At 67.5% G+C, this 17,351-nt stretch carries 17 protein-coding genes; 5 read left to right on the plus strand and 12 right to left on the minus strand.

Going from position 1 to position 17,351, the window contains the following annotated elements; all coding sequences use genetic code 11:
* Positions 1 to 4: 4 nt before the first annotated feature.
* From coaBC to G6N33_RS01460, 12 genes are all read right to left on the minus strand, one after another.
* Entirely contained in the window at positions 5 to 1,255 is a 1,251-nt protein-coding gene (coaBC, locus tag G6N33_RS01405; protein ID WP_044511317.1) for a bifunctional phosphopantothenoylcysteine decarboxylase/phosphopantothenate--cysteine ligase CoaBC, read from the minus strand.
* Positions 1,256 to 1,321: 66 nt separating this feature from the next.
* Complete coding sequence (gene rpoZ / locus G6N33_RS01410; RefSeq protein WP_044511315.1) at positions 1,322 to 1,645, minus strand: DNA-directed RNA polymerase subunit omega; 324 nt, start codon at positions 1,643 to 1,645, stop codon at positions 1,322 to 1,324.
* Positions 1,646 to 1,730: 85 nt separating this feature from the next.
* Positions 1,731 to 2,357, minus strand: coding sequence for a guanylate kinase (gene gmk, locus G6N33_RS01415; RefSeq protein WP_101528801.1), 627 nt, complete (start codon positions 2,355 to 2,357; stop codon positions 1,731 to 1,733).
* Between the two features lie 54 nt (positions 2,358 to 2,411).
* Positions 2,412 to 2,729, minus strand: a complete 318-nt coding sequence (gene mihF / locus G6N33_RS01420; protein ID WP_003407240.1) for an integration host factor, actinobacterial type — start codon at positions 2,727 to 2,729, stop codon at positions 2,412 to 2,414.
* A 467-nt stretch (positions 2,730 to 3,196) separates the two neighbouring features.
* A complete protein-coding gene (pyrF, locus tag G6N33_RS01425) occupies positions 3,197 to 4,024 on the minus strand; it encodes an orotidine-5'-phosphate decarboxylase (RefSeq protein ID WP_044511314.1) in 828 nt (275 codons plus the stop codon).
* Positions 4,021 to 7,386, minus strand: a complete 3,366-nt coding sequence (carB, locus tag G6N33_RS01430) for a carbamoyl-phosphate synthase large subunit (RefSeq protein WP_044511312.1) — start codon at positions 7,384 to 7,386, stop codon at positions 4,021 to 4,023. The genes pyrF and carB overlap by 4 nt, the downstream gene beginning before the upstream one ends.
* The gene (carA, locus tag G6N33_RS01435; RefSeq protein ID WP_044513273.1) at positions 7,386 to 8,522 is read right to left on the minus strand and encodes a glutamine-hydrolyzing carbamoyl-phosphate synthase small subunit; all 1,137 of its coding nucleotides are present in this window, start codon (positions 8,520 to 8,522) and stop codon (positions 7,386 to 7,388) included. Before carA ends, carB begins: the two co-directional genes overlap by 1 nt.
* Positions 8,523 to 8,524: 2 nt before the next feature.
* Complete coding sequence (locus tag G6N33_RS01440) at positions 8,525 to 9,022, minus strand: PH-like domain-containing protein (protein WP_044511311.1); 498 nt, start codon at positions 9,020 to 9,022, stop codon at positions 8,525 to 8,527.
* Positions 9,019 to 10,323: a dihydroorotase gene (locus G6N33_RS01445; protein ID WP_101528802.1), complete on the minus strand. Its 1,305-nt coding sequence runs from the start codon at positions 10,321 to 10,323 to the stop codon at positions 9,019 to 9,021. Before G6N33_RS01445 ends, G6N33_RS01440 begins: the two co-directional genes overlap by 4 nt.
* Positions 10,320 to 11,288 (minus strand): aspartate carbamoyltransferase catalytic subunit, encoded by a 969-nt coding sequence (locus G6N33_RS01450; RefSeq protein WP_101528803.1) that lies wholly within the window; start codon positions 11,286 to 11,288, stop codon positions 10,320 to 10,322. Before G6N33_RS01450 ends, G6N33_RS01445 begins: the two co-directional genes overlap by 4 nt.
* Complete coding sequence (gene pyrR, locus G6N33_RS01455; RefSeq protein ID WP_044511308.1) at positions 11,285 to 11,860, minus strand: bifunctional pyr operon transcriptional regulator/uracil phosphoribosyltransferase PyrR; 576 nt, start codon at positions 11,858 to 11,860, stop codon at positions 11,285 to 11,287. The genes G6N33_RS01450 and pyrR overlap by 4 nt, the downstream gene beginning before the upstream one ends.
* A gap of 491 nt (positions 11,861 to 12,351) precedes the next feature.
* Entirely contained in the window at positions 12,352 to 12,789 is a 438-nt protein-coding gene (locus G6N33_RS01460; protein WP_044513271.1) for a cellulose-binding domain-containing protein, read from the minus strand.
* 214 nt (positions 12,790 to 13,003) lie between these two features.
* Between G6N33_RS01460 and G6N33_RS01465 the strand changes: the two genes are divergently transcribed.
* From G6N33_RS01465 to G6N33_RS01485, 5 genes are all read left to right on the plus strand, one after another.
* Positions 13,004 to 13,798 (plus strand): DUF6065 family protein, encoded by a 795-nt coding sequence (locus tag G6N33_RS01465; protein ID WP_044513270.1) that lies wholly within the window; start codon positions 13,004 to 13,006, stop codon positions 13,796 to 13,798.
* Between the two features lie 50 nt (positions 13,799 to 13,848).
* The gene (locus tag G6N33_RS01470) at positions 13,849 to 14,637 is read left to right on the plus strand and encodes a DUF6065 family protein (protein WP_044511307.1); all 789 of its coding nucleotides are present in this window, start codon (positions 13,849 to 13,851) and stop codon (positions 14,635 to 14,637) included.
* Positions 14,638 to 14,657: 20 nt separating this feature from the next.
* Positions 14,658 to 15,863: a serine hydrolase domain-containing protein gene (locus tag G6N33_RS01475; protein WP_044511306.1), complete on the plus strand. Its 1,206-nt coding sequence runs from the start codon at positions 14,658 to 14,660 to the stop codon at positions 15,861 to 15,863.
* 4 nt (positions 15,864 to 15,867) lie between these two features.
* A complete protein-coding gene (locus G6N33_RS01480) occupies positions 15,868 to 16,407 on the plus strand; it encodes a GNAT family N-acetyltransferase (protein ID WP_044511304.1) in 540 nt (179 codons plus the stop codon).
* 105 nt (positions 16,408 to 16,512) lie between these two features.
* Positions 16,513 to 17,226 carry a helix-turn-helix domain-containing protein gene (locus G6N33_RS01485; protein ID WP_044511303.1) on the plus strand — a complete coding sequence of 238 codons (714 nt, stop codon included), beginning with the start codon at positions 16,513 to 16,515 and terminating at the stop codon, positions 17,224 to 17,226.
* Positions 17,227 to 17,351: the final 125 nt, after the last annotated feature.

A 17,351-nucleotide genomic window follows, 5' to 3' on the forward strand; every position in this document is an offset into this window, starting at 1 on the left:
AGCGCTATCCGCTGTCTCCATGCAAAAACGTCACGATCGCGTCGACAATGCGACTGGCCATCAGCGTCTTCGACCCGTGCTGCAACGCCGATTCGGTGCCGTCGGACGCCAGCAGCCAGCCGTCGTTGTTGTCCACCTCGAATGCCCTGCCATCACCGACAGCGTTGACGACCAGCAGGTCACATCCCTTGCGGCGCAACTTAGCTCGGGCATGGAACAGCACGTCGCCGTTGGCGTCGCCGGTCTCCGCGGCGAAGCCGACGATGGCCCGCATATTAGGCAGCTCGCCGTGGGCCCGCGCGCGCACCGCGCCGGCCAACACGTCGTCGTTGCGCACCAGCCGGATCACCGGCGGTTCGTCCTTGTCGTTCGGGCCCTTTTTGATCTTGGCGGCGGCAACCTGCGCCGGTCGGAAGTCGGCGACCGCGGCGGCCATCACCAGCACGTCGGCATCGGGCGCATGCTTGGAGACCGCGTCGGCCAGCTGCTGCGCCGAGCTGACGTGCACCACCTCGACGCCGGCTGGATCGATCAGCCCGACCGTGTGGCCGGCGATCAGCGTGACCTCGGCACCCCGCTGGGCGGCGACCCGCGCGACGGCGTAGCCCTGCTTGCCGGAGCTGCGGTTGCCGATGAAGCGCACCGGATCGATCGCCTCTCGGGTGCCGCCGGCGGTCACCAATAGCTTGCGGCCGGCCAGGTCGTACCGCAGCGCATCGGGACGTTCCAGCAGCAGGTGGGCCAGGGTGGTGATCTCCTCGGCCTCGGGCAGCCTGCCCTTGCCGCTGTCGCTGCCGGTGAGCCGTCCGAATGCCGGTTCCAACACCACCGCGCCGCGGCGCCGCAAGGTGGCGACGTTCTCGACGGTGGCCGGGTGCAGCCACATCTCGGTGTGCATGGCGGGCGCGAACAGCACCGGGCAGCGAGCCGTGAGCAGGGTGGCGGTCAGCAGGTCGTCGGCTCGGCCGTGGACGGCGCGGGCCAACAGGTCGGCCGTCGCGGGCGCCACCACGACCAGGTCCGCCTGCTGGCCCAGCCGGACGTGCGGCACCTCGGAAACGTCGGAGAAGACGCCGGTGTGCACCGGCTGCCCGGAGAGGGCCTCGAAGGTGGCGGCCCCGACGAAGCGCAACGCGGATTCGGTGGGGATGACGCGGACCTCATGGCCGGCCTCGGCAAGCTGTCGTACGACTGTGCATGCCTTGTACGCGGCGATCCCCCCGGAGACGCCGACTACGACCCGCTTGCGATCCACCTATGCCGGCCCTTCCTCGCTGAAGCGGCTCCCGATGACGATCACGGCGCGCCCGGCCCCGACCCGTTACTCGCCTTCGGTGTGTTCAAGCAGGTCGCCGTGGATCTCGCGCATCGCGATCGAGAGCGGCTTTTCCTGCAGTCCCGGCTCGACCAGCGGTCCGACGTACTCGAGGATGCCCTCGCCGAGCTGGTTGTAGTAGTCGTTGATCTGCCGGGCACGTTTGGCGGCGTAAATCACCAGCGCGTACTTGCTCGAGACGCGGTCCAGCAACTCGTCGATCGGGGGATTGGTGATGCCCAACGGGGTGTCGTAGGCGTGTTGTCCACCGGAGGACGGATCGAAATGATCCACGGCGGACAGCGATGTGTCGGACTGCGGCATGCTCACGAAGACTTTCTCCTGGCGCTTGATCTGTTCAAGAGCGGTTGAAACAGCTAAAACTTTGATTCTCGATCGCGCCTGGCTAGTCGGCTCATGCCGTGCCAGGCGCGTTTCCCACCAGCAAGGATACCAATTCTGCGCAGGCAGACTCCAATTGCCTGTTGACCACCACCAGGTCGAAGTCATCCTGGGCGGCCAGTTCCACCCGAGCGGTTTCCAGCCGGCGCGCCATCGCCTCGGGCGTCTCGGTACCCCGCCCGACGAGTCTGGCCTGCAAATCTTCCCAGCTCGGCGGGGCCAAAAACACTGTGATGACCTCCGGCATGGCCTTCTTGATCGCGCGGGCGCCGGCCAAATCTACCTCGATGAGCACCGGGAATCCCGCGCGGGTCGCGGCCAGCACCGGCGCCGCCAAGGTACCCGACCGCTGCAGTCCACCGTGAATTTCGGCCCATTCCAGCAGGGCGCCCTGGTCGATGAGCTCTTGGAAGCGGGCGGGGCTCACGAAGTGGTAATCGACCCCGTCGACCTCTCCCGGACGCGGCGCCCGCGTCGTGGCCGAGACGCTGAAGTGCAGGTTCGGGATGCGCTCGCGCAGGCACCGAACCACTGTCGACTTGCCGACCGCCGAGGGACCGGACAGCACGACCACACAACCCTGGCCTGCCGGCTCAGGGCGCGCGACGTGCTCGACGTCCGGTCCCCCATCGGCGCTCATTGGCGCGCCTCGACGGGTGCGCCCACAGGCCATGCGGCCTGCATTGTCCGCAAGCTAGGCGGAGCCGAACTTTTCCAGCAGGGCCTTGCGCTGGCGGTCGCCGAGCCCACGCAGGCGGCGGGTCGGGGCGATCTCGAGCTCGGTCATGATCTCCTGCGCCTTGACCTTGCCCACCTTCGGCAACGCCTCCAGCAGCGCGGACACCTTCATCTTGCCCAGGACTTCGTCGCTCTCGGCGTCCTTGAGAACCTGGGTGAGGTTGGTGCCGCCCCGCTTGAGGCGGTCTTTCAGCTCTGCTCTGGCTCGACGTGCGGCAGCCGCCTTCTCCAACGCGGCCGCGCGCTGCTCGTCGGTCAACTGGGGAAGGGCCACGATTCCTCCGTATCTGATCAATCTTTTTGTCTCTGCCGGGCGCTTGAGCCCAGCGGAGACGACCGTACTCACGGTTCCTGACGAAATCTAACCCGACCCCCAGGTTATGGGGTCAAATGCCCAGCTTGTGCCCCGCCGTCGGGTGCATGCACGGGCAGGCTTCGGCATCGCTGGCAACGGCCGTATCCCGCGCTCGCGCGGGTGCGGCGTCAGCCCGGGCCGTAGCGGCAATTTGGCCTCTGCCTGGGCTTTTTGCCCGGCAGTCGGGATGGGCGGGTGCTGCGCCTGGCGCCCCGCGAAAGCCGTTGGGAGGTAGCCGTGCGGGCTGGTGCGGCGGATCACGATTTGCCGCGGCGTGTCGCGCGTGTCGCGGCGCCGACAAAGCCCAGGTCTACGGGTCGATGCGGGCGGAGGTGTCGGAGCGGGCGGTTAACCGGGCCGCCGGCAGGGACCGTTAGCGGGCCGCGTTACCGGGTCCACAGGTAGGCGACGGCGTCGAGTATCCGCTCGGCCGCCGCGCGCAGCTCCGGCACTTTCGGTCCGGCCCGCAGCACGTCGCGTGCCACCACGGGCAGCAGCTGGTCCAGCGCAGCCCCACCGAGGCCACCAAGCGCTTCGGGACGGCCACCCTGCGCCCCCACCCCCGGAACCAGCACCGGTCCTCCCAGCGCGCTCACATCAGGCGCCTCGAAGACCGTGGCGCCCAGCACCACCCCGACATAGCCTGGCCCGGCCGGGTGGGCGGACCGGTTGACGACCGCGGCCTGGTCCACGATCAATTGGGCGACGGTGCGCCCGTCGAAGGTGGCACGCTGCACGGTCCCGCCCTCCGGATTGGACGTCGCCGCGAGCACGAACACCCCCCGGTTGTGGGCCGCGGCCGTTTCCAGCAGCGGCCGCAACGAGCCGAAACCCAGATACGGCGAAGCGGTCACCGCGTCGGCGGCCAGCGGCGAGTCGCCCGCCCAGGCCGCGGCGTAGGCCGCCATCGTGGTCCCGATGTCGCCGCGTTTGGCGTCGGCCAGCACCAGCACCCCGACCGAGCGCAGCGCGGCGATCGTGTGTTCCAGCACCGCGTAGCCGGCGGCGCCGTAGGACTCGAAGAACGCCACCTGTGGCTTGACGACCGCAAACCCCGCAAAGGCCTCGACGCAGATGTCGCAGAACTTGGCCAGCCCGTCGGGGGTGGCCGGCAGCTCCCATGACCGCAGCAGTTCGGGATGCGGGTCGATGCCCAGACACAACGGCCCGCGGCTCGCCTTCGCCTCGGCCAGCCGGACCCCGAACCCCGTCACGCGGGGCCCTTTTCCGGATTGCCGCCGGGCCCGATCATGCTGTGCAGCTCCTGCAGGGACCGCACCCCGATGTCGCCGCGGATGCCGGCCTCGATGCCCTGCACGGCCGCCGACGCGCCCTGCACGGTGGTGACGCAGGGGATGTTGGCCGACACCGCTACCGAACGGATCTCGTACCCGTCGACGCGGGGGCCGGAGTTGCCGTACGGCGTGTTGATCACCATGTCGACCTCACCGGCCCGGATCGCCTCGACCGCCGATATCTCCGGGCGGCCGGGTTGCGGCGCCTCGAAGTGCTTGCGGACTTCGTCGCATGGGATACCGTTGCGGCGCAACATTTCCGCGGTTCCTTCGGTGGCAAGCACGCGGAAGCCCAGATCGGCCAGCCGCTTGACCGGGAACACCAGCGATCGCTTGTCCCGGTTGGCCACCGAAACGAACACGGTGCCCTGCGCCGGCAGCGAACCGTAGGCGGCGGTCTGGCTCTTGGCGAAGGCGGTGCCGAAGTCCCGGTCGATGCCCATCACCTCGCCGGTGGATTTCATCTCGGGACCGAGCAGCGAATCGATGGCCGCGCCGTCGACGCGCCGGAACCGATGGAACGGCAGCACCGCCTCCTTGACCGCGATCGGGGCATGCACGGCCGCCGCGGCCCCGTCCCCGAACGCCGCCAACATGCCCTCGTCGCGTAGTTGAGAAATACTGGCGCCCAACATGATCCGGGCACACGCCTTGGCGAGCGGGACGGCGGTGGCCTTGGAGACGAACGGAACGGTGCGGCTGGCCCGCGGGTTGGCTTCCAGCACGTAGAGCACGTCGTCTTTGAGGGCGTACTGCACGTTGAGCAGTCCGACGACACCGATACCGTGCGCGATGGCCTCCGTCGCCCGCCGCACCTTCTCGACGTCGCTGCGGCCCAACGTCACCGGCGGCAGCGCGCACGCCGAGTCGCCGGAGTGAATACCGGCCTCCTCGATGTGTTCCATGATGCCGCCGATATACACCTCGGAGCCGTCGCACAGTGCGTCGACGTCGATCTCGACCGCATCCTCGAGGAAACGGTCGACCAACACCGGGTGCTCGGGCGAGAGCTGGGTGGCGCGGGTGATGTAGCTCTTCAGCGTCTCTTCGTCGTACACGATCTCCATGCCGCGCCCACCCAGCACGTATGACGGGCGGACCAGCACCGGGTAGCCGATCTCGTCGGCGATCCGGCGTGCCTGCGCGAAAGTCGTTGCGGTGCCGTACTTCGGCGCCGGAAGCCCCGCGGTGGCCAGGACATCGCCGAACGAGCCGCGGTCCTCGGCGAGGTCGATGGCCTCCGGCGGGGTGCCGACGATCGGAACACCGGCGTCGGCGAGGCGCTGGGCCAGCCCCAGCGGCGTCTGGCCGCCGAGCTGGACGATGACGCCGACGACGCCGGGACCGCCGGCCCCCGACTGCGTTTCGGCGTAGAACACTTCGAGGACGTCCTCGAACGTCAGCGGCTCGAAGTACAACCGGTCGGCAGTGTCGTAGTCGGTGGAGACCGTCTCGGGGTTGCAGTTGACCATCACCGTCTCAAAACCAGCCTGGCTCAGGGTGGTCGCCGCGTGCACGCAGCTGTAGTCGAACTCGATCCCCTGGCCGATCCGGTTGGGTCCGGACCCCAGGATCAGCACCTTGGGCTTCTCAGTCTGCGGTGCGACCTCGGTCTCCGCGGCCGGGTCCAGTTCGTAACTGCTGTAGTGGTACGGCGTTTTGGCCTCGAACTCGGCCGCGCAGGTGTCCACCGTCTTGAACACCGGGTGCACGCCGAGCCGCGCCCGCAGCGACCGGACCCCGACCTCGCCAGCCAACTCCGGTCGCAGCGCCGCGATCTGACGGTCCGACAATCCGCTGTGCTTGCCGCGCCGCAGCAGTTCGGCATCCAGCACGGGGGCCGCGGTCAGCTCATCGCGCAGTGCCACCAGCTCCGCGATCTGGGCGACGAACCACGGGTCCACCCCGCTGGCGTGGGCGACCTGCTCCACCGACGCGCCCAGCCGCAACGCGAACTCGATGTCGTAGAGCCGTCCGTCGGTCGGCGTCCGCAGCCGAATCAGCACCTCGTCGAGGTCGCCGTCGGGATCGGGTCCGGTCCAGAAGCCGGCCCGGTCGGTCTCCAGCGATCGCATCACCTTGCCCAACGACTCGATGAAGTTGCGGCCCAACGACATCGCTTCGCCGACGGATTTCATCGTGGTGGTCAGGGTTGGATCGGCGCCGGGGAATTTCTCGAACGCGAACCGCGGCGCCTTGACCACGACGTAATCCAAAGTGGGCTCGAAGCAGGCCGGTGTCTCTTTGGTGATGTCGTTGACGATCTCGTCCAGGGTGTAGCCGATCGCCAGCTTGGCGGCGATCTTGGCGATCGGGAATCCGGTGGCCTTGGAGGCCAGCGCGCTGGACCGCGATACGCGCGGGTTCATCTCGATGACGATCAGCCGGCCGTCGGTCGGGTCGATCGCGAACTGGATGTTGCAGCCGCCGGTGTCGACACCGACCTCGCGCAGGATCGCGATGCCCAGATCGCGCATCCGTTGGTACTCCCGGTCGGTGAGCGTCATGGCGGGCGCGACGGTGACCGAGTCGCCGGTGTGCACACCCATCGGGTCGAGGTTCTCGATCGAGCACACCACCACCACGTTGTCGTGATGGTCGCGCATCAGCTCGAGCTCGAATTCCTTCCAGCCATAGATCGATTCCTCGATCAGCACGTTGGCGCTGGGGCTGGCGGCCAGCCCGGCGCCGGCCATCCGGTCGACCTCCTCGACGGATCGCGCCATGCCCGAGCCCAGGCCGCCCATCGTGAAGCTGGGCCGCACCACGACCGGCAGACCTACCTCCTTGACCGTCTCCCGGACTTCCTCCATGGTGAAACACACTCGGCTGCGCGCGGATTCACCGCCGACCTTGGCGACGATGTCCTTGAACATCTGCCGATCCTCGCCACGCTGGATGGCGTCGAAGTCGGCGCCGATCATCTCCACGCCGTAGCGCTCGAGGGTGCCGTTCTGGTAAAGCGCGACCGCGGTGTTGAGCGCGGTCTGTCCGCCCAGGGTGGCCAGCACCGCGTCGATTTTGTTACCCCGCTCGGCCTGCTGGGCGATCACCTTCTCGACGAACGCGGGGGTGATCGGCTCGATGTAGGTGTGGTCGGCGTACTCCGGGTCGGTCATGATGGTGGCCGGGTTGGAGTTGATCAGACTGACCTGCAGTCCCTCGGCACGCAGCACGCGGCACGCCTGCGTGCCGGAATAGTCGAACTCCGCGGCCTGCCCGATCAAGATCGGGCCGGAGCCGATCACCAGCACGTGATTGAGGTCGGTGCGACGTGGCACTAGCGGCCCCTTGCGCTTTGTTGGGCAGCCATCAGGTCGATGAACTGGTCGAACAGATATTCGGCATCGTGCGGGCCGGCCGCGGCCTCCGGATGGTATTGCACCGAGAATGCGCGCCCACTGGTGAGTTTGACGCCCTCGACGACTCCGTCGTTGGCGCAGGTGTGGCTGACGACCGCCTCGCCGAACGGGGTGTCGAACCGCTGGCCGGCCTCCCCTTCCAGCGCGAAGCCGTGGTTCTGGGCCGTCACGGCGACTCGTCCGGTGGCGTGGTCCATCACCGGGATGTTGATGCCGCGGTGGCCGAAGACCATCTTGTAAGTGGCCAGGCCCAGCGCCCGGCCCAGGATTTGATTGCCGAAGCAGATGCCGAACAACGGGATTCCGGCGTCGAGCACCTGGCGGGTCAGCGCGACTGTGTGGTCCGCGGTGGCCGGGTCGCCGGGCCCGTTAGACAAGAACACGCCGTCCGGCTTGATCTCGGCGATGTGCTCGAAGGACGCCCACGCCGGCAGCACGTGGCTGCGGACCCCGCGGCGGGAAAAGTTGCGCGGCGTGTTCGTCTTGATCCCCAAATCCAGCGCGGCAACCGTAAAACGTTGCGACACTTCGGGTTCCACAATGTAGGCGTCCGGGGTGCTGACTTCGCCGGCGAGATCGGCGCCCAGCATCGACGGCTGGTTGCGCACCCGCTCCACCAGCTCGGCCGGGTCGGCGAGCGCGGCACCGGAGAACACCCCGGCCTTCATCGAGCCGCGGCTGCGCAGATGCCGCACCACGGCGCGGGTGTCGATACCGGCGATCCCCACGATGCCCTGGCGGATCAGCTCATCCTCGAGCGTCCCGGTGGCCCGCCAGCTGGAGGGCCGCGGCGACGGGTCGCGGATCGCGTAACCGGCCACCCAGATCTTGTCGCCGCGGCTTTCAGCATCCTCGGCGTTCCAGCCCGTATTGCCGATCTGCGGTGCGGTGGCGATCACGATCTGGCGGTGATAACTGGGGTCGGTCAGCGTCTCCTGGTAGCCCGACATCCCGGTGGAGAACACTGCCTCGCCGAGGGTTTCGCCGATCCTGCCGAATGGCCGGCCCGCGAAGACGCTCCCGTCTTCGAGTACCAGCAGAGCCCCGGTGGTCACGGTCACGCGGCGTCCTCCAGCCAGCCGTCGTAGTTGTCGCGGTTGCCTGCCCGAAATCCGGTGTCGATCTCGACGCCGGATGGGAGCCGCCATCGGATGGCCAGTATCCCACTGCGGGCCGCGACCTTTCCGGCCATGACGCGCTCGGTCCGCACCTCGGTGATCGCGCTTTGCGGAATCCAGATCGGGTTGGCCCGCACGCGTTCCAGCAGGATCCCTTCGGGGTAGCGACTCAGCACGGCCTTGCTGCGATAGCCGAGGTCACCGGCCGTCACGCGCTCGTTGCGTTCCGGCGCCATCGTTGACCCGACATACACGCCGCGCAGCGTCGTGGTCGCCATGCCGACCTCGTCGGGTACCGGGGGCAGGGTGCCGATCAGCTCCTGCTGGCGCTCGGCGCGGCGGCGCCAGCCGAGCATCATCACCTGGATGACCACCGCGATCGCCACCACCAGCACGGCCGCGAAGATCAGCGACCCCACCAGCGTTCCCGAATTCATGCCGGGCTCTTCCCGTCGCGGGCGGTGATCTTGCCGCGCAACAGCGTGGCCGTCACGACGGCGGGCAACGTCATCGACTCGAAAGGCGTGTTGGACGACCGGCTGGCCAGGTCTGTCCCGGTGACCGTCCAGGTCGCGTCGGGGTCGACGACCGTCAGGTTGGCTGGCTCCCCCACCGCGAGCGGGCGGCCCTGGTCCGGTAATCCGACGATGCGCGCCGGGTTTTCGCTCATCACCCGGGCCACGTCCCGCCAGCTCAACAGCCCGGGTGCGACCATCGTCTGCACCACCACCGACAGCGCCGTCTGCAACCCCAGCATGCCGGGCCGGGCGGCGGAGAACTCGCAGCATTTCTCGTGCTCGGCGTGCGGGGCATGATCGGTGGCCACACAGTCGATGATCCCGTCGGCCAGCGCCTGGCGCAGCGCAACCGCGTCGGCGGCTTCGCGCAGCGGCGGATTCACGCGGTTAACCCCGTCGTAGCTGACCAGCGTGGTGTCGTCGAGCAACAGATGATGCGGCGTCACCTCTGCGGTTATCGAAATGCCTTGCCCCCTAGCCCATTTCAGCAGCTCGACGGTCCCCGCAGTGGAGGCGTGACAGATGTGCACGCGGGCGCCGGCATCGCGGGCCAGCAGCGCGTCGCGGGCGACGATCGATTCCTCGGCGGCCCGGGGCCATCCCGTGAGTCCCAGCCGGGACGCCGTCGGCCCCTCGTGCGCCACCGCCCCGACGGTCAGCCTCGGCTCCTCGGCGTGCTGGGCGATCAGCACGCCGAGCCCGGTGGCGTACTCCAGGGCCCGGCGCATGATCAGCGGATCGTGCACACAGGTGCCGTCATCGGAGAACATCCGCACCTGCGCGGCACCGGCCGCCATCATGCCCATCTCGGTCAGCTCGGTTCCGGCCAGCCCGACGGTGACGGCGCCGACCGGATGCACATCCACCAGCCCCACCTGCTGACCGCGGTGCCAGACGTGATCGGTGACCACCGGGCTGTCGGCTACCGGGTTGGTGTTGGCCATCGCGAACACCGCGGTGTAGCCGCCCAGCGCGGCTGCGGCCGAGCCGGTTTCGATGTCCTCGGCGTATTCGCGACCGGGTTCGCGCAGGTGGGTGTGCAGGTCCACGAAGCCCGGCAACAACACGTGACCGGTCGCGTCGATGACGTCGGCCGTGTCGGGTATCGGCAGTCCGGTCCCGATTTCGGCGATCTGCCCTTCAAAACCGGGGCTGCCGATCCGGACGTCCACCCGCTCGCCTTCGCCGTACAACCGAACGCCGCGCAGCAGCACTGTCACGAGGCCCCCTCTTTCCCGTCTGTCCCGTCCGATTCCGTTCCGACCAGGACGTGGAACAGCACGGCCATCCGCACGTGCACTCCGTTGGAGACCTGTTGCAGCACAGCGGATTGCGAGGAATCCGCCACCGATGACGCGATTTCCATGCCGCGCACCATCGGGCCCGGGTGCAGCACCACGGCATGTGCCGGCAACATTGCCTGGCGACGGTCGGAAAGCCCGTAGCGCACCGAGTATTCGCGTACCGACGGGAAGAACCCGCCGTTCATCCGCTCGGCCTGCACCCGCAACATCAGCACGGCGTCGGCGGCGGGCAGTTCGGCGTCGAAGTCATAGGAGACGGTGGCGGGCCAGCCGTCCACGCCGACCGGCAACAGCGTCGGCGGCGCCACCAGCACCACCTCGGCGCCCAGCGTGGCCAGCAGAGTCACGTTGGAGCGGGCGACCCGGCTGTGCAGGATGTCTCCCACGATCACGATGCGGCGGCCTTCGATGCCGCCGAGCCGCTGGCGGATGGTCAGTGCGTCCAGCAGCGCCTGGGTCGGGTGTTCATGGGTGCCGTCACCGGCGTTGATCACCGACGGGCCGGCCTCGTGATCGCGTGTCCAGTCGGCCAGCAGGTGCGCGGCACCGGAGGCCGGGTGCCGAATGACCAGCGCGTCGGCGCCGGCCGCGTGCAACGTCAGCGCGGTGTCGCGCAGCGATTCACCCTTGCCCACTGAGGATCCCGAGGCGCTGACGTTGACCACGTCGGCGCTCATCCATTTCCCGGCCACCTCGAACGACACCCGGGTGCGCGTGGAGTTCTCGTAGAACATCGTGACCACGGTGCGCCCGCGCAGCGTCGGCAGCTTCTTGATTTCGCGGCCGACCAGGGCCTGGGCGAACCGGTCGGCATCGTCGAGGATCGCCGTGGCGTCGTCACGGCTGAGGTCCCCGGCGGTCAGCAGATGTCTGGCCATCAGTCCTCGTCCCGTGCCAGGACGACTCCGTCGCGGTCGTCGTGCTCGCGCAGCAGGACGTGCACACTCTCGGTTCGCGACGTCGGCACGTTCTTGCCGACGTAGTCGGCGCGTACCGGCAGCTCGCGGTGGCCCCGGTCGACGAGTACCGCCAATTGCACGGCTCGCGGGCGGCCGACGTCGCGCAGCGCGTCCAGCGCAGATCGCACCGAGCGACCCGAATACAGCACGTCGTCGACGAGGATCACCAGCGCGTCGTCGATGCCCCCGACGGGGATCGAGGTGACCTCCAGCGGGCGCGGCGGTTTGATGTTCAAATCGTCGCGGTACAAGGTGATGTCGAGTGCCCCGTGGCCGACCTCGACGCCGCTGAATTCGCCGATGTGGGCGGCGAGGCGGGAAGCCAGGATTACCCCGCGGGTCGGGATGCCCAACAGGACCACCCGGGGTGCGTCGGGACCGCCGTCGAGCGCGGTCTTTTCGATGATCTGATGCGCGATACGGGAAATGGTTCGACCCACGTCGGCCGCCGACATCAATTCGCGACCGGTTGCGGAATCACCCGCGGCACTCATGCGAAACCTTGACCTCCTTCTCCGCCTCTCCGGACGGATCGTTAAAGGATGTCGACTGCCCGGCAGCCTAGCACCTCGCGACGTGCGGCGCGGCCGGCGTGTCGGGCCCCGACCGGCGTCGAACCCATGTTCGAATGCGTGTGCTAGCCGCCGTCGATCCGCGGCCACCGCCCTCGATGTGCGCCGCCGCTTGCGGAGGCCGCCCTCGGCGTACCGGCCGCCCGGCGCGGCCGTGGGGTGGCGAGCACATCGCCCTGGCACGACAGGATTCCTCGCTTCGTGGTGGCAGGTACCTCGGCCGTGCCGACCTGCGCGACGAATGGCGTCGGCATGTGCGAATACTGCCACTACGCCAACGGACAACCCGGCCGGCGCCTAACGACGCGATCGACGAAAACGGATGTCACACAGTGGAGTTCGTCACACCAACCGGGAACGATACCTGAGCTGCGCGCCGCCGCTGCCCGGCGCCCCGGGTAGCGGCGCAACCGCTAGCCGCACGGATATTGCCTGTTGAGAACACAATTTGCCGGCGGTGAGAAGGCACCACTCAGCACTCCTCTGAAACCGCCCGTTGCCGAACCGCCCGGCGCAATGCTGCGATTCCAGTTGGCGGGGCCGAGGATAAAATGCGTGCCGGACTGAGTGAGGCTGCTGTTCCAGGTGTGTGAAATGCCTTCTCCCGCAGGGAGGTCGAACTCGATCCGCCAGTCCGTGAGCGGCGCCATAGTCATATTAGTGACGGTGAAGTGCGCGATGAACCCAGTCTGCCACGCATGTTCGACCGACAACGTCGCCGTGGCGGCAGCGGCGTGAGCGACCGGGGTGATGGCCAGCCCAAGGACGCCCACCGTCAATGCCGTCACGGCCGTCACGGCGACGTGAAGCGCTGTGCGCCCGCGCTTCACGCATTTGCTCAGTCCGGCCATAACGGCCAACACTAAAGCCATGCGGTCGATGTCCGCCGTCGCGACGCGGGCTACGCTGCCGTACCTTTGCCCAACCGAAACCATCGCGAAACTTTGGCGCGCACAAGACCGCGCCGGCGCCCTGTTCTGACACCCGGTGTTGTCGACGGCACCATAAGCACCTCCAACGATGACTCACAGCGAATTCCCTGTTTTCCCAAATAATCTGACCCGCGTGAGTGACCCCTCCAACGGGCAGTCGTGCTCGCTGATCGGCTTCGTCACCCGGGAGAATGCACCGCAGATCACACCGGCGCGGTCCAGCCGAACCTGGATGCGAGAGATGGCGCAAGACCGGAAGGGCTGGCCCAATAGGTGTCTGCCCATGCTGATCGCCAACCAAAGCGGTTGGGAGCTGCGCAATCCGAGCGCATTCACCGCCACCTGGCTGGGCGAGGAGAACGGCGTGGACGTGCTGATCGCGCCCGCCAAGCGCGATCCCGACCAGTTGCTGCCCGTCAGCCATTTCGGCGACGGCATTCTCACCTGGCATCTACCGCTGCTGTTTCGCACTCCGCCCGGCTACAATTTGCTCGTTCGCGGCCCAGCGAACTACCCCAAGGACGCCGTCTGCGCGCTGGAAGGAATCGTCGAGACCGATTGGGCGAGTGCAAGTTTCAGCATGAGCTGGAAATTCACCCGCAAGTTGATGCCGGTGCGCTTCGACGTCGACGAACCGATTTGCGTGATCGTGCCGCAGCGCCGGGGCGAGCTGGAGAAGTTCGTTCCCGAGCTCAGGTGCATTGCGTCCGACATCGAACTGCAGCGTAAGTACGAGTACTTCCTGAGCTCCCGCAGCGAGACGAAACGTATCGAACAAACCGCCCGGCTCGCCGCGGGCGAGCAGGTGGAATGGCAAGGCGACTACATGCAGGGCAGGCATACCGACGGCGACGCCGGGGCACCGGATCACCAGACCCGACGCCAGCTGCGCGCCTTCATTCCGGCACGGCAAGAAAGGCCGGCGTAACGCGAAGCCGAAGTCGGTGCGCTACCGCAAACGCGGCTAATCTGTCTCGCGTGAGCGACGACAGGCCGGCCCGTCCACTGATCGGCTACATCACCGGCGACAACGCACCGCAGATCATTCCGGCACCGATCACCCGGGCGTGGATGTCGGCCCAGTCGGACGCGGACAAAGGCTGGCCGAGCCGATGCCTGCCGATGCTGATTGCCAACCAAAGTGGGTGGGAGTTACGCAACCCGTGCGCGTTCAACGCCACCTGGGTAGCGCAAAACGACGGCATCGACGTGCTGATCGAACCCGATCAATACGCGGCAAACCAGCTACTGCCCGCCAGCCACTTCGGCAACGGCATCCTCACCTGGCGTCTGCCGCTGCTATTTCGCACTCCCCCGGGCTACAACCTGCTGGTCCGCGGCCCGGCAAACTATCCCAAGGACGGCGTGTGCGCCCTGGAGGGCATCGTCGAAACCGACTGGGCAAGCGCGAGTTTCAGCATGAGCTGGAAACTCACCCGGAAAATGATGCCGGTGCGCTTCGACGTGGACGAGCCGATCTGCATGATCGTCCCGCAGCGGCGCGCCGAACTGGAAGAGTTCGGCCCCGAACTGCGTAGCATCGCCGCCGACGAAGATCTGCACCGCAAACATCAACTCTTCCTTCGCGAACGTGACGCGGCAAAGCACGCCGAACAGATCGCGCGGGTGGCCGCCGGGGACCGAGTGGAGTGGCAAGGCGACTACACCCGGGGCAGACACCGAGACGGCGAGCCCGGCGCACCGGATCACCAGACCCGCCGCCGCCTGCAAGCATTCGTGCAGCCCGGGGACGACCAGCACCGATAAGGGCCGCTAACCTGAACCGGGTGAATCTCGAAGGCAATCAGGCATCCATCCGCGAGGTCTGTGACGCCGGCCTGCTCGCCGGTGCGGTGACGGTGGTGTGGCAACGCGGAGAGATCCTGCAGATCAACGAGATCGGCTACCGCGACGTCGACGCCGGTCTGCCCATGCAGAAAGACACCTTGTTCCGCATCGCGTCGATGACCAAGCCGGTCACGGTAGCGGCGATCATGACCATGGTCGACGAGGGCAAGTTGACCCTCAAAGACCCCATCGCGCTGTGGGCTCCGGAGCTGGCCGACGTGCGGGTGCTCGACGACCGGCACGGCCCCCTGGACCGCACCCACCCGGTGAACCGGGCGATCCTGATCGAGGATCTGCTGACCCACACCAGCGGCCTGGCCTACGGATTCTCGGTGTCCGGGCCGATCTCGCGCGCCTACCTGCGGCTGCCGTTCAACCAGGGCCCGGACGTCTGGCTAGCGGAGCTGGCCAAGTTGCCGCTGGTGCATCAGCCCGGCGAACGGGTCACCTACAGCCACTCGATAGACCTGTTGGGCGTCATCGCTTCTCGGATCGACGGCAAACCCTTCCACCAGGTGCTCGACGAGCGGGTGCTGGGGCCGGCGGGGATGGTCGACACCGGATTCTTCGTCTCCGTGCAGGCCCGCCGACGCGCCGCGACCATGTATTCGCTCGACGATGATCATCGGCTGCGACACGACGTGATGGGTCCCCCGCACATCACGCCGCCCGCGTTCTGCAACGCCGGCGGCGGGTTGTGGTCGACCGCCGAGGACTACCTGCGGTTCGTTCGCATGCTGCTCGGCGATGGAAGCGTGGACGGGGTACGCGTGCTCTCGCCCGAATCGGTCCGGCTGATGCGGACCGACCGGCTGACCGACGAGCAGAAGCGGCACGACTTCCTGGGTGCGCCGTACTGGATGGGACGCGGTTTCGGGCTGAACCTGTCGGTGGTGACCGATCCCGCTAAGGCCGCACCATTGTTCGGGCCGGGCGGGGTGGGCACGTTCAGCTGGCCGGGCGCGTACGGCACGTGGTGGCAGGCCGATCCGACGGCGGATCTGATCCTGATCTATCTCATTCAGAACCTGCCCGACCTGACCGTCGATGCGGCGACCGCCGTCGCAGGCAACACGTCCTTGGCGAAACTGCGCACCGCCCAACCGAAGTTCGTTCGCCGCACCTATCAGGCGCTCGGCCTGTAGCGGCATGGTCGCCTACCCGCCTGATCGGATCGCCGGCCCCCGGCTGGTACTGCGACTGCCCACCCTGCAGGACGCAGGTCCGCTGTTCCAGCGGGTCGCTCGTGATCGCGCGGTGACGAAATATCTGCTGTGGTCCCCGCATCCGGATGTGGCGACGACCCGGCGGGTGATCGCCGAGAAACTCAACGCCACCGACCAGGAGCGCACCTGGGCGATCGAACTGCAGCACAGCGGCGAGGTCATCGGGCTGACCAGCTGCCGGCGGCCGGTACCGGAATCGGTCGAAATCGGTTACTGCATGGGCCGCAAATGGTGGGGCAAGGGCTTGATGTCCGAGGTGTTGACGATGCTGCTGGCCGCGCTGGAATCCGACGCCCACGTGTCGCGCGTCTGGGCGACCTGCAGTGTCGACAACGATCGGTCGGCGCGGCTGCTGGAGCGCGCCGGATTCGTGCTCGAGAAACGACTGCCCCGCCATGCCGTGTATCCCAACCTGGGCGCCGAGCCCCAAGACAGCCTGCTCTACGCCAAAACATTGCGCTGAGGCCGCGTCGGCGCAGTACTCGGCACGTACCCTGGCAACTATCGGCGACGTCGCCGGCGAAGTTTGCCGGTGGCCGCGAGGCCGACGGATCGAAACGAGGGTGGAGTGACCAGCGGGGACAAACCGGGTTTGCGGCATCGCGAGCTGCCCGACGAACCACGGCACCGGCGCTGGACGAGCGGACGCGGCGTGTTGGACGGCGCCTTCCGGATTTTGCAGGCCCTCCCGGATACCGGACGAAGCCATCAACACACCCAACTCGCACGCATCACGGGGATCCCCCGATCATCGGTCTACCGCTTGCTTGCGCAGTTGGAAGCGGTCGGCGCGGTGGAACGGCTCAACGATGGACGATACGTAGCGGCGCCGCTGCTCGCAGAAATCGCGCGCGGCTCCGACCCCCATGCCGCCGTTCGGGAAAAGGGGCTGCAGATGATGCAGGCCTTACGCTCCAGGACGGGCGCAACAATTTCACTGGTCGTCCCGCAGCGACAGGGCTATATCGCTCTCGAAGTCTTACCGGGGCAAGTGCCGTTGGCGACGCCCATCTATTCCGGTATCGAGATGCCGGGGGCATCCGCCGGGGCCCTCGTCTTCGATCCCAGTGCCGCACCGCAGCGAGTCGCGCCCGTGAACGGGTGGGCTTATGACGACGCCCGGGTGTACTCGGGACTGACCTGCTACGCATCAGCGATTCGTGTCGACGGGCGCACCGAAGCGGCGCTGCAGATCTCCACACCCGTCGAAACACCGTCGAACCGATTCGCCAACCTGATTCGGCGCGCCGCGGACGAAGTCGCCAGGCAACTCTCGGCGTAACCTTCCCGAGCCGAATGTCCGCTGAGCGGACAGCCGGGTGACGAATCTTTTCAACGACCCTAACTTGGTGCGCAAGGCGTTGGAGCCTCCAATGACGTTGACGCGCATGCTAATACCGTTACACG

The organism is Mycobacterium simiae (assembly GCF_010727605.1).
GTDB classification, from domain to species: domain Bacteria; phylum Actinomycetota; class Actinomycetes; order Mycobacteriales; family Mycobacteriaceae; genus Mycobacterium; species Mycobacterium simiae.

Excerpts from the sequence above, each read along its gene's own strand:
- gmk (WP_101528801.1), bottom strand. The coding sequence starts at position 2,357 with ATGAGCGCCGATGGGGGACCGGACGTCGAGCACGTCGCGCGCCCTGAG.
- G6N33_RS01440 (WP_044511311.1), bottom strand. The coding sequence starts at position 9,022 with ATGAATTCGGGAACGCTGGTGGGGTCGCTGATCTTCGCGGCCGTGCTG.
- pyrR (WP_044511308.1), bottom strand. The coding sequence starts at position 11,860 with ATGAGTGCCGCGGGTGATTCCGCAACCGGTCGCGAATTGATGTCGGCG.
- G6N33_RS01460 (WP_044513271.1), bottom strand. The coding sequence starts at position 12,789 with ATGGCCGGACTGAGCAAATGCGTGAAGCGCGGGCGCACAGCGCTTCAC.
- G6N33_RS01480 (WP_044511304.1), top strand. The coding sequence starts at position 15,868 with ATGGTCGCCTACCCGCCTGATCGGATCGCCGGCCCCCGGCTGGTACTG.